This is a genomic window from Neobacillus sp. Fa239, from assembly GCF_055395235.1.
This window is the reverse complement of record NZ_AP041611.1, coordinates 4566698-4580148: the sequence shown is the minus strand read 5'-3', so window position 1 is coordinate 4580148 and position 13451 is coordinate 4566698. Positions and strand designations below refer to the sequence as shown.

At 40.6% G+C, this 13451-nt stretch carries 14 protein-coding genes; 10 read left to right on the top strand and 4 right to left on the bottom strand.

Annotated features, from left to right (window positions below; genetic code table 11):
- The first annotated feature begins 203 nt into the window (after positions 1-203).
- From ACZ5XR_RS22710 to ACZ5XR_RS22700, 3 genes are all read left to right on the top strand, one after another.
- Positions 204-1034, top strand: a complete 831-nt coding sequence (locus ACZ5XR_RS22710) for a pirin family protein (RefSeq protein ID WP_464498746.1) — start codon at positions 204-206, stop codon at positions 1032-1034.
- A 153-nt stretch (positions 1035-1187) separates the two neighbouring features.
- A complete protein-coding gene (locus tag ACZ5XR_RS22705; protein WP_464498745.1) occupies positions 1188-1523 on the top strand; it encodes a hypothetical protein in 336 nt (111 codons plus the stop codon).
- Positions 1507-2892 carry a 4Fe-4S binding protein gene (locus ACZ5XR_RS22700; protein WP_464498744.1) on the top strand — a complete coding sequence of 462 codons (1386 nt, stop codon included), beginning with the start codon at positions 1507-1509 and terminating at the stop codon, positions 2890-2892. The genes ACZ5XR_RS22705 and ACZ5XR_RS22700 overlap by 17 nt, the downstream gene beginning before the upstream one ends.
- Before the next feature lie 52 nt (positions 2893-2944).
- On the opposite strand, the gene ACZ5XR_RS22695 is transcribed toward ACZ5XR_RS22700, so the two are convergent.
- A complete protein-coding gene (locus tag ACZ5XR_RS22695; protein ID WP_464498743.1) occupies positions 2945-4459 on the bottom strand; it encodes an MDR family MFS transporter in 1515 nt (504 codons plus the stop codon).
- Positions 4460-4592: 133 nt separating this feature from the next.
- Here ACZ5XR_RS22695 and ACZ5XR_RS22690 point away from each other — a divergent pair, with 133 nt between their 5' ends.
- The gene (locus tag ACZ5XR_RS22690) at positions 4593-5066 is read left to right on the top strand and encodes a MarR family transcriptional regulator (RefSeq protein ID WP_464498742.1); all 474 of its coding nucleotides are present in this window, start codon (positions 4593-4595) and stop codon (positions 5064-5066) included.
- A 33-nt stretch (positions 5067-5099) separates the two neighbouring features.
- On the opposite strand, the gene ACZ5XR_RS22685 is transcribed toward ACZ5XR_RS22690, so the two are convergent.
- Positions 5100-5663, bottom strand: a complete 564-nt coding sequence (locus ACZ5XR_RS22685; RefSeq protein ID WP_464498741.1) for an FAD-dependent oxidoreductase — start codon at positions 5661-5663, stop codon at positions 5100-5102.
- Between the two features lie 265 nt (positions 5664-5928).
- Between ACZ5XR_RS22685 and ACZ5XR_RS22680 the strand changes: the two genes are divergently transcribed.
- The 6 genes from ACZ5XR_RS22680 to ACZ5XR_RS22655 all read left to right on the top strand — a co-directional run bounded on the left by ACZ5XR_RS22680 (position 5929) and on the right by ACZ5XR_RS22655 (position 11987).
- On the top strand, positions 5929-7512 hold the full coding sequence (locus ACZ5XR_RS22680; RefSeq protein WP_464498740.1) for an ABC transporter substrate-binding protein: 1584 nt from the start codon (positions 5929-5931) through the stop codon (positions 7510-7512).
- A 94-nt stretch (positions 7513-7606) separates the two neighbouring features.
- Entirely contained in the window at positions 7607-8563 is a 957-nt protein-coding gene (locus ACZ5XR_RS22675; protein ID WP_464498739.1) for an ABC transporter permease, read from the top strand.
- A 3-nt stretch (positions 8564-8566) separates the two neighbouring features.
- On the top strand, positions 8567-9421 hold the full coding sequence (locus ACZ5XR_RS22670) for an ABC transporter permease (protein WP_464498738.1): 855 nt from the start codon (positions 8567-8569) through the stop codon (positions 9419-9421).
- A 5-nt stretch (positions 9422-9426) separates the two neighbouring features.
- A complete protein-coding gene (locus tag ACZ5XR_RS22665) occupies positions 9427-10407 on the top strand; it encodes an ABC transporter ATP-binding protein (protein WP_464498737.1) in 981 nt (326 codons plus the stop codon).
- Positions 10404-11375: an ABC transporter ATP-binding protein gene (locus ACZ5XR_RS22660; RefSeq protein ID WP_464498736.1), complete on the top strand. Its 972-nt coding sequence runs from the start codon at positions 10404-10406 to the stop codon at positions 11373-11375. The genes ACZ5XR_RS22665 and ACZ5XR_RS22660 overlap by 4 nt, the downstream gene beginning before the upstream one ends.
- A gap of 150 nt (positions 11376-11525) precedes the next feature.
- On the top strand, positions 11526-11987 hold the full coding sequence (locus ACZ5XR_RS22655; RefSeq protein ID WP_464498735.1) for a hypothetical protein: 462 nt from the start codon (positions 11526-11528) through the stop codon (positions 11985-11987).
- Here the strand turns inward: ACZ5XR_RS22655 and ACZ5XR_RS22650 are convergent.
- Both ACZ5XR_RS22650 and ACZ5XR_RS22645 read right to left on the bottom strand, forming a co-directional pair.
- On the bottom strand, positions 11957-12181 hold the full coding sequence (locus ACZ5XR_RS22650) for a hypothetical protein (protein ID WP_464498734.1): 225 nt from the start codon (positions 12179-12181) through the stop codon (positions 11957-11959). The two genes, ACZ5XR_RS22655 and ACZ5XR_RS22650, sit on opposite strands and share 31 nt — an antisense overlap.
- A gap of 67 nt (positions 12182-12248) precedes the next feature.
- Complete coding sequence (locus ACZ5XR_RS22645; RefSeq protein ID WP_464498733.1) at positions 12249-13448, bottom strand: MFS transporter; 1200 nt, start codon at positions 13446-13448, stop codon at positions 12249-12251.
- Positions 13449-13451: the final 3 nt, after the last annotated feature.

Here is a 13451-nt window from a genome sequence, read left to right as displayed (position 1 = left end):
AAATTGCTGCTAAAATAAGGATTTTTAATGGTATTGACCTGTCTTTCATTATCAAATAAAATCACTCCTCTCAATTTAGTAATGTTATTCTAAACAGAAAATAAAAACCCTGCCGAAATTTATCAAAATTTGTAAACATTTTGTTAAACATTTGAAAAAATCATGAAATGACGGTACGATTTTTAAGAATGGAGGTAACAGAAATGACCAATCGAGATATAAAACGAACCTGGGCTGTTCAGCATCACCAGCATAGTCCAATACACGCAGCAGGAATGGTTTTAGACCCTGCAAACATGAAAGAATTTGATCCATTTCTATTTTTAGCCGAGGATTTTTTCAAAAAAGGAACGTTTGACTTCCATCCGCATCGTGGAATCGAAACCGTTACGTATGTAATTGAGGGCAAGCTCGAACATTATGACAACAAGGCAGGAAAAGGCGAGCTCCAGCCGGGCGACGTTCAGTGGATGACGGCAGGAAGGGGAGTTATCCATATCGAAGACCCGGCAGAAGGGGACACCGTTCATTCCCTCCAGCTATGGGTGAATCTCCCGAGGGAGCATAAAATGACCGAGCCGCGTTATCAAAATCTTCGCAGTCAAGAAATGCCAGTTCGTGAAGAAGCAGGTGTCTTAATTCGAATTTTTTCCGGGTCTTCCGGCGGCATCCAATCCAATACAAAAAACTATGTTCCAGTGACATTTGTTGAAATCAACCTGGAGTTGGGGGCTTCGGTAACTCAGGATTTACCGGGGGATTATAATGGATTTATGTATGTTCTTGAAGGAACCGGCCTTTTTGGAAATAACAATGTAGAAGCATCCAAAGGACAGGCATTACAATTAGGGAATGCTGAAGCCGGAAAAGACAGTGAAGTTAGCATCCAAGCAAAAGAGCCACTTAAAGTGTTGCTATATGCAGGTAAGCCATTAAATGAACCAATAGTTGCAAGAGGGCCATTTGTAATGAATACCGAGGAAGAAATCCGCCAAGCATACCGCGATTATATGGACGGGAAATTTGCAGAGTAAGGTATGGTATCCAGTCAAAAGCTGGATACTATTTTTTTTGCCCAATATAAACAGACATATTTTATTCAAAAAAAACCCATAGTTTCTGCACACTTTTTCATTATTTTATAGATAGCAAGTAATGAAACTGAGGTGAGGAACTTGAAGGGAAAAATGGTTGTTATTATATTTCTGGCATTCACTCTGATGAACGGAAGATTAGCTTTTGCAGCCGGACAAAATGGAATGAACATGGATCATTCGCAAAAAAAACACGACATGAGCAACATGGACATGAGCGGCAAGGACAAAAACATGGACAAGAGTGGTTCGAAAAAAGAAAACACCATGGCCGGCATGGACATGGGCGGCAATGAACCTGTGAAAGAAACACCGCCAAGTCTAAAAGTGTTAGGAACATATGGGGCCGTTAATCTATCCTTCATTTTAATAGGAGTCTGGAGTAAATGGTTCAGAAGAAAGGATGGTTCCAATGGCTATTCCAAATAACAAACTAGCACAAGAGAAAAATAGGATAGAAGGGAAAAAAACGATTAATCTCTTATCTATACCTTTCGTCAATAAGTTTATTAAAAGCAGATGGTATCCAGGTATTTTTCAATGGGTTGTCCTCATCGTTTTTTCTGTTATTGTATATGAATTGGTAGTTGGAACAGTTGACCCGACACGCAATGTCGGAACCTCTCTGACTTGGGTTTTATGGTGGCCGCTTATACCGATCTTTTTCCTCGCAGTGGGAAGATTCTGGTGCGCCATCTGCCCATTTGGTAAGCTAAGCGACATTATTCGAAAAACAGTTGGCAGCGAAAGACCGACACCAAAGTTTTTAAGAAAATACGTACTTTGGCTTATTGATCTTTTCTTTATCGCCATCACTTACAGTGACCATATTTGGGGAGTGGTTGAATCACCCAGAGGCTCGGGATACTTGCTCCTTCTACTTGTTACAATGGTTGTCGCGACATCCGTTTTCTATGAAAGAAGAACTTTTTGTAAAACTTTATGTTTTCTAGGAGGGCTTTCAGGAAACTACTCACGCTCTGGAGCATTGGAACTGCGCGGCACGCCGGAAATTTGTAAAACATGTAAATCTCAAAGCTGCTTTAAAGGAAGCGAAAAGGCAGAGGGCTGCCCGATGTTTCAGTTTGTAAGAACAATGGATTCGTCAGCCGATTGTAACTTATGCGGAAATTGTGTGAAATCATGTCCAAATAATTCAATTCGAATTTCGCCTCGGGTACCGACCTCCGAATTATGGGGCATTAAAAAGCCAATGATAGAGCATACTTTCCTGGCTGCTGTTATTATGGGGATCGTGTTCGTACAAAACATAACGATGGTAGCGATATGGCAGGATATATTAAACGCAATAGGCGCTGTCACGGGAACAGATAATTACAATGTAAACTTTACTGTAGCGTTTATCATCTCAATGGCCATTCCTGTCGGCCTCCTATTTGGAACAGCAAAAATTGCGACCTTGTTGGGTGGGTCAGTTGATAAAGTAAAACAAAACTTCATTCGGTTCGGATATGCAATCATTCCACTAGATTTGGCAGGACATCTTGCCCATAACCTGTTCCACATCATCACGGAAGGAAAAGCAGTCTGGTATAATACTGCAGCATTATTTGGTGCACATGTTTCAAGGGGCGACCTCGCCTTCTTACCAGCTTCAACAGTGCAATTAATGCAATACATCATCGTCCTTTTAGGAACAATTGGCTCAATTTATACTGCTTATCGGATTGGCAATAAGGGAGCATTTAAAATATTGGCCCCCTATTACACAATGATGATCTTACTGGCGATTGCAAATATTTATCTATTCTCTTTACCAATGATGCATAGAGTATAATTCATGATTAAAACGTCATAACGACAACAAAAAAGCCAGTCAAGCGACTGGCTTAGTTATTTTTAGCTGGTTTCTTTTCAATAACGACACGTGCCTTGCCCATGAAGAGAATCGTAACGGCTGCAATCGCGATCGGAATCAAGGCAAGCATGAAAGTATGTGTAATGGAATCTGACATAGCATGAATAATTTTATCCAAAATAAAACCAGGAATCTTCGTCCGAACACTTTCTTTAAAAATATCTTGCGGATTCCCCATTTTAAAGGAAGAAGCCCCCTGCATTCCTTTAAATGCTTCTTTTAATCGATCCGTAAACCCATTGGTTTGAATTGACCCAAAGATGGTCACCCCCAGAGTCATCCCAAAAGAACGAAGGAAAGAGTTAGTAGAGTTGGCCGAACCACGGTATTGCGGTTCTAAATTGTGCATCGATGCCGTTGGTAATAAGGAGAAAGAAAAACCAACACCGAAACCTACTAAAATCATATAAATGGTTACCATAAAACGAGCCGTATCTGTTGTCATATTTCCAAGAAGAAGCATTCCAGCCACATAGGAAATAATTGAAATGATCATCAGATTTCGATAGGAGGTCTTGTTGAGGAAAATCCCGCCGCAAGAGCTTCCGGCAACAGAGCCTAACATCATCGGTGTTAAAATTAATCCTGCATTCTTAGCTGTGCCACCGTATACGGCCTGAACAAAGATCGGAATAAATACCGTTAAAATAATAAAAGTACCGCCATATAAAAACGAAAGTATTTGCGATGTTGCGAACAAGCGTCTTTTAAATAACCACAACGGTAATATGGGTTCCTGAGCCTTTAATTCTACGAAGAAAAAGGCAGCAAAAAAGAGAATGAAGCCGGCAAATAAACTAATAATTTGCGCGGAATTCCAATCATATTCCTTGCCTCCAAACTCAAGGGCAAACATTAAGCAAACAACTGAAACGACCAGAGTAATCGCTCCAGCCCAATCAATTTTTTGCTTTGAATGCTCCAATGACTCGTGGTAAAAGCGGATAATGAAAAATACTGATACGATTCCAATTGGTACATTCACATAAAAAATCCAGTGCCAGCCAATATAATCGGTAATATAGGCTCCTAATAAAGGACCTAACACACTGGATGCCCCAAATACTGCCCCTAGCAATCCGGTCATTTTTCCGCGATTTTCCGGCGGGAAGATATCGAAAACAATCGTAAAGGCGATCGGCATCAGTGCTCCGCCGCCGATGCCCTGAATGGCACGGAAAATACTTAACTGAATGATGCTGTGGGCAAGTCCGCACAAGGCAGAGCCAATAAGAAATACGGTTAAGCCAAAAATAAAAAACCGCTTCCGGCCGTACATATCAGATAATTTTCCGAAAATGGGCATCCCTGCCATAACGGCTGCCATATATGCGGAGGTAACCCAAATAAATTTATCAAAGCCGCCAAGCTCAGAAACAATTGTCGGCATCGCGGTCGCCACAATGGTATTATCCATCGCAGCCATAAGAATTCCCAAAAGTAATCCAGCGACAACGAACTTTAGATTATGATCCTTTTTAATCATGAAATGTCTCCTATCCATCCTAATTTTTCTGCTGAGACAGGTCTCCTTTACAGTCTGTAAAAAGATTTGATAAAATAGAAATATCTCGATAATCAAGATAAATTTATTTTAAAAGGAAGGGTGCGCCCTGTCAATGGATATCTGCAATCATCCTGAACTGGTGAAAAACCTCATAAAAAATTTAAGAAAGTTGACCACAAGATCAGTACTTTTTCAACAAACTGCCGCCCATTCCCTCGGCGTAGTTCATACAGATTTTAAAACGGCTGATATTTTAAATGAAACAGGACCGCTAACAGCTGGGGAATTAAGTAAAATTACAGGCCTTAGCACAGGTTCCGTTACGGCCTTAATTGACAGGCTGGAGCATGCAGGATATGTACGGAGAGAAAAGGATCCGAACGACCGCCGCCGCGTTATCATCATTCCTGTAAAAGAAAAGCAGCACTGCATTAAAGAACACTATGCTCCATTAAATAAGGCGATGATGGAGCTTTGCGCCCAATATAATGAAGAAGAGTTAACGCTTATTACAGGATTTATCGAAAAAACGATTGCCGTTCATGAATCAGAAATCAGAAAGGCAAGCAAGTCGGACAGCGAATAAAAAAAGACCAGCAATATGCTGGCCTTCTAGTAATTATGATTTTAAAAGATCGTGGTCTACGTATCGTGCTCCATTCATTTCGCTTAGAACATTGATGGCAACTTTTGCTCCGTCCCCAGCCGTAACGATGGTATGTACACTTACACCGGCTGCCGTTCCGGCGGCCCAAATTCCTTCAATATTTGTTTTTCCCTCAGGAGTAACATCTAAAACGGTTTTAATTCTTGGTTCCGTACCAGGCTTAGTTGTTAAGCCGATTTTTTCAGCAAGATCAACGAAAAGGCCTGTGGCGACAATCACTTGTGCTGCTTCATAAGTATTTTCGTCTGTTTCAACTGTAAAACCACTTTCCGTTTTGCTTACGTCTGTAACAGAAGCTTGGACTAATTCAGCGCCAAATTTAGCTGCTTGCTTTTTCCCAGTTTCAACAAGATCCGGGCCGGTGATTTCAGAAACACCGTAGTGATTTTCAATCCATGCCTTTTTGGTAATGCTTTTGTCGTTATCAATTAAAACCGTCTTTTTACCGGCTTTTGCGGTAAATAAGGCAGCGCTGGCTCCAGCCGGGCCGGCGCCGATAATCGCAACATCAAACATATTTATCCCTCCAATGAAATTATAATTATTCTAATTAAGTGTACCCTTATAAGAAAAAAATGTAAATAAAACTGCTTGCAGCTGATATAGTATAAGAAGGGAACTATCACATTATTTTCCTGTTCTTTTTCATTTACGTAACAAGTTTTTTACTGTAAAATTAGGTTTTGTAAATCATATAAGAATAATAGGAATTAAATACATACGATTGAAAATCTATTATTTTTATAGTTTACTTAAAAAACAATTTAGGGGGAAAGATCAAGTGGGTCGTAAAAAAGTAAATATTCTTGTTGCCCTTTTACTTTGTGCCTTCCTTGCACTTGCCGGCTGTTCTTCGAATACGAAGGATTCTTCCAGCTCAAAAGACAATCAAGGTACTAATAAACCGGATACATTTGTTTATGGAATTGACGGAGATCCGGGAAATGCCGTTAACGTAATTACTACTGGTGACCGTTACGGATTAATGGAAATCAAAGCATTATATTCTCCATTGTATATGTATAACGGAAAAGATAATGTGAAATATTTCTTAGCGGAAAGCATGACGCCATCAAAAGATTTCTTAACGTATACAGCTAAATTAAGAAAAGGCGTAAAATGGCATGACGGTCAGCCATTTACAGCTGATGATGTCGTTTTCACTTATAACGAAATGTTAAAGGAATCGAACGGCGGCTGGGCTCGCAGCCAGTTAATTTTTAATGGTAAGCCGGTGAAAGTCGAAAAAGTAGATGACTATACAGTTAAATTTGTACTACCAACCGTAAGTATGGGCGCAATGGAAGCACTTGGCAATATCTTCATTATGCCAAAGCATATTTACCAAGGTGAAACCAATATTGCCAACAGCCCTAAAAACGCAACACCTGTTGGAACTGGTCCATATAAATTTGCTTCATACAAAGCTGGAGAAAGTGTATCTTTTGAAGCAAATAAAGATTATTTCTTAGGAGCACCAAAAATTCCGAAAGTCGTTTACCGAATTATTATGGATCCAAATACAGCTATTTTAGCCCTTCAAAAAGGCGAGATTAATGCCCTTGCCATTCAACCTTCTGACACTAGCAAATTCAAAGGAAACTCAAACATTACCCTTAAGCCTTATGATGAAGGAAGAATTGGCTATTTAGCCTTTAACTTAAGTTCAAAAGCTGTTCAATCAAAAGAGGTAAGACAGGCAATTGCTTATGCGATGAATCGCAATGATATCCTTACAGCCAGTTACCTTTCCAGCGATTATGCAGTACCTGCGTACTCTTTCTTACCAAAGAAAGCAACCTATTTTACGGATAATGTAGAACATTTTGACTTTGATACGAATAAAGCAAAAGATTTACTCGCAAAAGCGGGCGCTTCCAACTTAACATTAAAATTAGCCTACACGGCGAATAACCCGATTCAACAAAAGCAAGCAGCTGTTATTCAGCAAAACCTTAAAGCAGCCGGCGTGAATGTTCAGCTTGTCGGCATGGACTCTACCGCATTAAGTAAAAAACTTACACAAGTCCAAACTGATTTTGACATGTATCTAAACGGATACATCATGGGAATTGACCCTGACACATTTAACTCTTTATTTGTCACAAATGGTGAAGCAAACTTCATGCATTACAGCAATAAAACGGTGGATGCTTTATTCAACCAAGGCCGTGTTGAAAAAGATGACGCTAAGCGTAAAGCCATCTATGAAGAAGTTCAAAAAGCCATCATCGATGATGCGGCATTCTATCCAATTACCGAAAACAAACGGATTCTTGCCATCGATTCCAGAATTAAAGGAATTGAAGATGCTGGGCTAGTACCAGTTTATACGTTTGAGGATATGTCCAAGCTTTCTTATTAAAAAAATAGTAGTATGATAGATAAAGATAAACAGTTCGCTGTTTATCTTTATTTACTAATGAGACTTACATTCGCTGTAAGGAGTGGGATTCCTTTTGTTAAAGTATTTTTTGAAACGAATTTTACAGGCTATTCCTTTGCTCATCATTATTTCGATTATTTGCTTTGCCCTTATCCAAATGGCACCTTATGATGCGGTCGACACGATGACGACTCCGAATATGTCAAAGAAAACGGTTGAGTTGATTAAAGCCAGATATGGCTTGGATAAGCCGGCCTATGTGCAATATTTCTATTGGGTAAAAGGAATCGTGAACGGTGAGTGGGGCAATTCGATTGTCACGCATGAAAGCATTGCAAAGGATCTTTCTGCAAGAATTCCTAATACGATTCTGCTAGTGCTTCCTTCTTATATTCTTGCCTTAATCTTATCGATTATTTTCGGTCTTTTTTCAGGGGCAAAGAAAGGCAAACTGGCTGATAAAATCATCGATGGTTTAAGTTCCTTCGGAATTGCGATCCCTAGCTTTTGGATGGCGATGATTCTTGTTTTTATTTTTGGCTACCTGCTTAATATGTTCCCTATCCTTGGGATGCATACGATCGGCCAAGAAGGTTCCATTTCGGATCTTCTGAGTCATATTGTCCTGCCAGGTACGGTATTGACGTTATCCTTTATGCCCGAGCTTGTCCGTTATGTGAGGTCATCGACCATTGGTCAGCTTTCCGAAGATTATGTTATGGTGCAGCATGCCTATGGTGCCGGGTCTTCATGGATTTTATTCAAACATGTCTTAAGAAATGTGCTCCTGCCAATTATAACGATTGTGGGCATGAGTCTTCCTATGCTCGTAACAGGGGCGGTTGTGACTGAAACCGTTTTTGGCTGGCCGGGAATCGGCACCTATTTTGTCAAAGCAATTCAAGGGTTTGACTATCCGGTTGTCATGGCGATTATGCTGCTTTCAGCAAGCCTTGTCATCATTGGGAACTTGGTATCCGATCTGCTATATGCAATCGTTGACCCGCGAATTAAAGGAATGGGGGACTAAATAGTGGCTGGGAAGAGAAATAGGAGAATTGAAAAATTTAGAAAAGAACTTCGAAAAAATAAAACAGCAGCCGCTGCTCTAATTATTCTGGCAATCATTATTCTTGTATCCATTTTTGCCTTTTTATCACCCTATTCCCCGGATCAGGTGGATGTACGAAATGTTCTCCAAGGGCCATCATCCAAGCACTTATTCGGGACGGACGAGCTTGGTCGTGATTATCTGACAAGAGCCTTATACGGCGGGCGAATTTCTCTTACAGTCGGGATTTTGGCCATGCTGATTTCCACAAGTATTGGCGTTCTTGTTGGAACCATCAGCGGTTACTTTGGCGGACGAATTGACAACGTTCTAATGAGGACAGTTGACGTCATCTCGTCGATTCCCTGGATGATTCTTGTAACGGTTGTCAGCATTTATCTTACTCCTGGATTAAAAGCTATTATTCTCGTGATCGGCCTGTTTACGTGGATGAGTACGGCAAGACTGGTTCGAGCAGAGACGCTTTCATTAAAGGAACGGGAATATGTGCTTTATGCCAAATCGTCAGGGCAATCTTTGAAAAAAATTATCTGGAAACATATTATTCCTGCGGTATTTCCTACCTTTATCGTCGCCTCAACGGTAAGCATCGCGAATGCGATTTTAATGGAATCGGCCCTCAGCTTTCTCGGACTCGGGATTCAACAGCCGCTATCTTCATGGGGAAGCATGCTTCAAAACGCACAAGGCAATCTTGGCAATGCCCCGTACATGGCGATTTTACCCGGGGTTTTCATTGTCTTAACGGTTTATTCCTTTAATAAATTAGGCGACATTCTTCGAGCTGTCGTAGAGCCGAAGACAAGCGGGAGGTAGAAGCCATGGAACAAAAATTACTGGAAGTAAAAAATCTTCATACTGCCTTTTTCGATGGTGACCGTAAATTAGAAGCGGTCCGCGGTGTTGATTTTTCCGTTCATAAAGGGGAAATATTGGGGATTGTTGGAGAGTCCGGCAGCGGAAAAAGTGTGATGGTGAAGTCGATTCTTGGAATCGTCCCTAAAAATGCCAAGGTCGATGCAACAGAAATTGTTTTGGATGATCGAAACATTGCCAGCCTGTCTAAAAAGGAAAATCGAATGATACGAGGGCGCGACATCGCGATGATTTTTCAAGACCCGATGACCGCTCTTAATCCGCTCAAAAAAGCAGGCGACCATTTGATTGAGCTTCTGGTAAGAGTCAGAGGCATGAAAAAGAAGGAAGCGAAGGAAGAAGCCATTGAGCTTTTGAAAATGGTCGGTATCCCTTCCCCGGAAAAACGGGTGAATCAATATCCGCATGAATTTAGCGGCGGAATGAGACAAAGAGTGTTAATCGCGATGGCCCTGGCATGTCAGCCAAAGCTGTTAATCGCTGATGAACCAACAACCGCTTTAGACGTTACCATTCAGGCACAAATTTTAGAGTTATTAAAAAAGCTGCAGGAAGAAAGCGATATGTCCGTCGTCTTGATTACCCATGACCTGGGGGTTGTCGCAACGATTTGCAGCCGTATTTTAGTTATGTATGCGGGAACGGTAATGGAGGAGGGCTTGGCCCACGAAATCTTTTACACACCGAAACACCCTTATACAAAGGCACTATTAAATTCCATTCCAAGAGTGGACGGAGAAAAAGCTAGATTACAACCTATTAAAGGATCAGCCCCATCATTAACAGAATCAACAAACGGCTGTCCCTTCGCAAGCAGATGTGATGCTGCTGTCGATAAATGCTTTAAGGAAACACCAGATTATCTAAGCTTCTCTGCAACACAAAGAAGTAAATGCTTTTTGGCAGGGGAGGGGGACAATAAATGACAGAAAAATTAGTAGAGATTAATAATCTGAAAAAATACTTTCCGCTAAAATCTTCACTTTTTCAAAAAAGCAAGCAGGCTGTCAAAGCGGTTGATGATGTATCCTTCCATATTTATAAAGGAGAAACCTTTGGTCTTGTCGGCGAATCAGGGTGCGGGAAATCGACATTAGGAAGAACCTTAAATCGATTGTATGACCCAACTGCCGGAGAAATTATTTTTGATGGAAAAGACATTGCCAACCTGAATTCAAAAGAGCTTCAGCCTTATCGAAAAAGAATACAGATGATTTTTCAGGATCCGTATTCATCCCTGAATCCCTACATGAACGTTGAGGAAATCATTGATGAACCACTAGAAATTCATAGTGGCCTTTCAAAGGCAGATCGGACAGAAAAAATCCGGGAAATACTTGAAAAAGTCGGTTTGAAAAAGGAAGATATGGAGAAATTTCCTCATGAATTTAGCGGTGGACAGCGGCAGAGAATTGGGATCGCCCGCGCGCTCTCGATTAATCCTGACTTCATCCTCTGTGATGAAGCCATTTCAGCATTGGATGTTTCAATTCAAGCGCAGGTTATTAATATGCTTGAGGATTTACAAAGCGAAATGAAGCTTACCTACTTATTTATTGCTCATGATTTATCGATGGTCCGCCATATTTCCAACCGGATAGGCGTCATGTACCTTGGGAAAATGGTTGAGATTTCAAAAAGTGATGAGCTGTACAATAAACCGCTTCATCCTTATACACAAGCATTGCTGTCGGCTATCCCGATTCCCGATCCAATCAAAGCGCAAAATAATAAACGGGAAATTATAAAAGGCGAACTTCCCAGCCCGATTGAGATGGAGACAGGCTGTCGGTTCCGATCCAGATGCCCTTTTGCCAAACCTATTTGTGCTGAGTCAGATCCACAATTGAAGGTAGTAGATGGCGAGCATCTCGTTGCCTGCCATTTATATTAATGGAGGATGCGGCAACTGTCGGATAAGGTGTATCAATTGTCGGATAGAATACTCCACCTGTCGGATAAGATGTCCCAATTGTCGTATAATGCGCTCCCATTGTCGGATAGCAACATCTAATTAGATATAATTAAAATGTAGGAGTGGATTATGATGGAAAAGGTTAAATTAGCACTCAACTATGCTCTAATGCTTGAAATGATGAAAGCTAAGGGATTTAATAATACAACCATCGTGGCTCTTTTAAATGAACGGAACGTTGAAATCCTTGAAAGTATTGGCGAAGGGATTCCTTCTTGGGAAACGATGTTGGAGTATTATCATCAAAATTCGGCAAAATGCCATCAAGCATTGAAAAATGGCTATGAAATTACTATTTTAACAAAAGGCGCTCTTAAATCATTATTGTCGATTAAATTCGGAATGAAAGAAGGCGTGGATTTCCACGATACTGGTGAAGGCCTCGACCGTGTGAATATAGCGGACGATCATCTTCTAGCCTTAAAGGACATCATATCTAAAAACTGGACAATCGTGGAGAGCTTCGAATCTGAAAAACCTATCATTAAAATTGAACTTACTTATAAACCTATTTTCAATTTCTCTAAATAAAAATAAAAAGAACCATCAATTCCTTCATGGGATTGATGGTTCTTATGTTTAAACTGATATAAATGATCTTTCTTCGTCTTCGTTGTCCTTGTTCTCATATTGGTAAAGACAAACGGGCTTCGTTTTGCTTCCGGATTCATTTTTCCGTCACGCGCCAATTTTTCACGCTGCTTTTTGGCTTTTGATTTTGCCACTCTAATCACTCCTCAAAATATGTTTCATTCCATTATATAACAAATTGTTGAGAAGGACAGTCCTTTTTTATATTTCTTGGACTTTGGATTGTTTGTGACCTTTTGGCGATTTTTTTCGCGTATGAAGGAAGTAATATAAAACAGTTCCGATTAGGATATAGAAAGCGCAATAATAATATAAAGAGCTATAATCCATTTTTGCTGCAAGTAATCCAACCAGAAAAGAGCCTAAAGCAATTCCCGTATCATAAATGGATAAAAAGGTGGCCGTTGCTAAGCCTCTATTACGAGGTTCTGCATCTTGAATTGCAATCGTTTGGAAGGTAGGGAAAAGTGTTCCCCAACCTATGCCGATCATACCAGCTGAAATAAGGAATGTAGTGGCACCAACACTTTTACTTAGAACAAACATCCCGATCGCAAATAGAATAATCGCCGGATAAGAAATCACATTGGGACCATATTGATCCAGCCATTTTCCAGTAAAAGGTCTTGAAAGCAATAAAACAACGGCGTAAACAACAAAGAAAAGACTCGCAATACTTTTCAAATGAATTTCATTCGCATAAACGGATACGAATGAAAGCAGCGCAGAATAGACAATCGCAAGAAAACTGCCAACTACGGCAATTGGAGCTGCCGATGGTTCGAAGAGATGTCGAATTGAAAAGGCCGATTGGATAACTTGATTGGCTTTTTCTGACTTGCTAAGCTTAACGCTAAGACCAGTAATCAAAGAGCCTAAAGCCACGATCACACTTATTACAAACAAAATTTTGGATCCCCACTGCTGGATGGCCATCAAACCGACAAACGGGCCGATTACCATCGCCATATTGGTCGACATCACGAAATAGCCCATTCCTTCTCCTCTGCGAGAGGTAGGAATAATGTCAGCCACGATGGTTCCAACAGCTGTCGTTGCCATTCCAAATCCAACACCGTGCAGTAGACGAATCATTAGAAATCCAATAATGTTTTTAGGGAAAAAGTATAGTAGGGAAGCGCCTGCGAAAATGATCAGTGCTGTTAACAGGACTTTTTTATGCCCGCCCCGCCCCAGCCATTGACCGGTTAGTGGGCGTGATACGATGGCAGAGAGTAGAAAGACAGTTGTCATTAATCCTGCCTCTGAAGCACTGCTGTGAAATTCCTGTAAGGCATAAATAGGAAGTGTCACAAGCAAAATATAAAATGTTAAAAATAGAAAAAAGTTACTTAAGGAAATACTAATAAAATCCTTGGTCCATAATTTAGACTTGGACATGTG

What these genes read in the sequence shown, in the direction of transcription:
- ACZ5XR_RS22685 (WP_464498741.1), bottom strand. Translation starts at nt 5,663, where the DNA reads ATGTTTGATGTTGCGATTATCGGCGCCGGCCCGGCTGGAGCCAGCGCT.
- ACZ5XR_RS22690 (WP_464498742.1), top strand. Translation starts at nt 4,593, where the DNA reads ATGGATATCTGCAATCATCCTGAACTGGTGAAAAACCTCATAAAAAAT.
- ACZ5XR_RS22710 (WP_464498746.1), top strand. Translation starts at nt 204, where the DNA reads ATGACCAATCGAGATATAAAACGAACCTGGGCTGTTCAGCATCACCAG.
- ACZ5XR_RS22655 (WP_464498735.1), top strand. Translation starts at nt 11,526, where the DNA reads ATGATGGAAAAGGTTAAATTAGCACTCAACTATGCTCTAATGCTTGAA.
- ACZ5XR_RS22660 (WP_464498736.1), top strand. Translation starts at nt 10,404, where the DNA reads ATGACAGAAAAATTAGTAGAGATTAATAATCTGAAAAAATACTTTCCG.
- ACZ5XR_RS22695 (WP_464498743.1), bottom strand. Translation starts at nt 4,459, where the DNA reads ATGATTAAAAAGGATCATAATCTAAAGTTCGTTGTCGCTGGATTACTT.
- ACZ5XR_RS22645 (WP_464498733.1), bottom strand. Translation starts at nt 13,448, where the DNA reads ATGTCCAAGTCTAAATTATGGACCAAGGATTTTATTAGTATTTCCTTA.
- ACZ5XR_RS22665 (WP_464498737.1), top strand. Translation starts at nt 9,427, where the DNA reads ATGGAACAAAAATTACTGGAAGTAAAAAATCTTCATACTGCCTTTTTC.
- ACZ5XR_RS22705 (WP_464498745.1), top strand. Translation starts at nt 1,188, where the DNA reads ATGGTTGTTATTATATTTCTGGCATTCACTCTGATGAACGGAAGATTA.
- ACZ5XR_RS22700 (WP_464498744.1), top strand. Translation starts at nt 1,507, where the DNA reads ATGGCTATTCCAAATAACAAACTAGCACAAGAGAAAAATAGGATAGAA.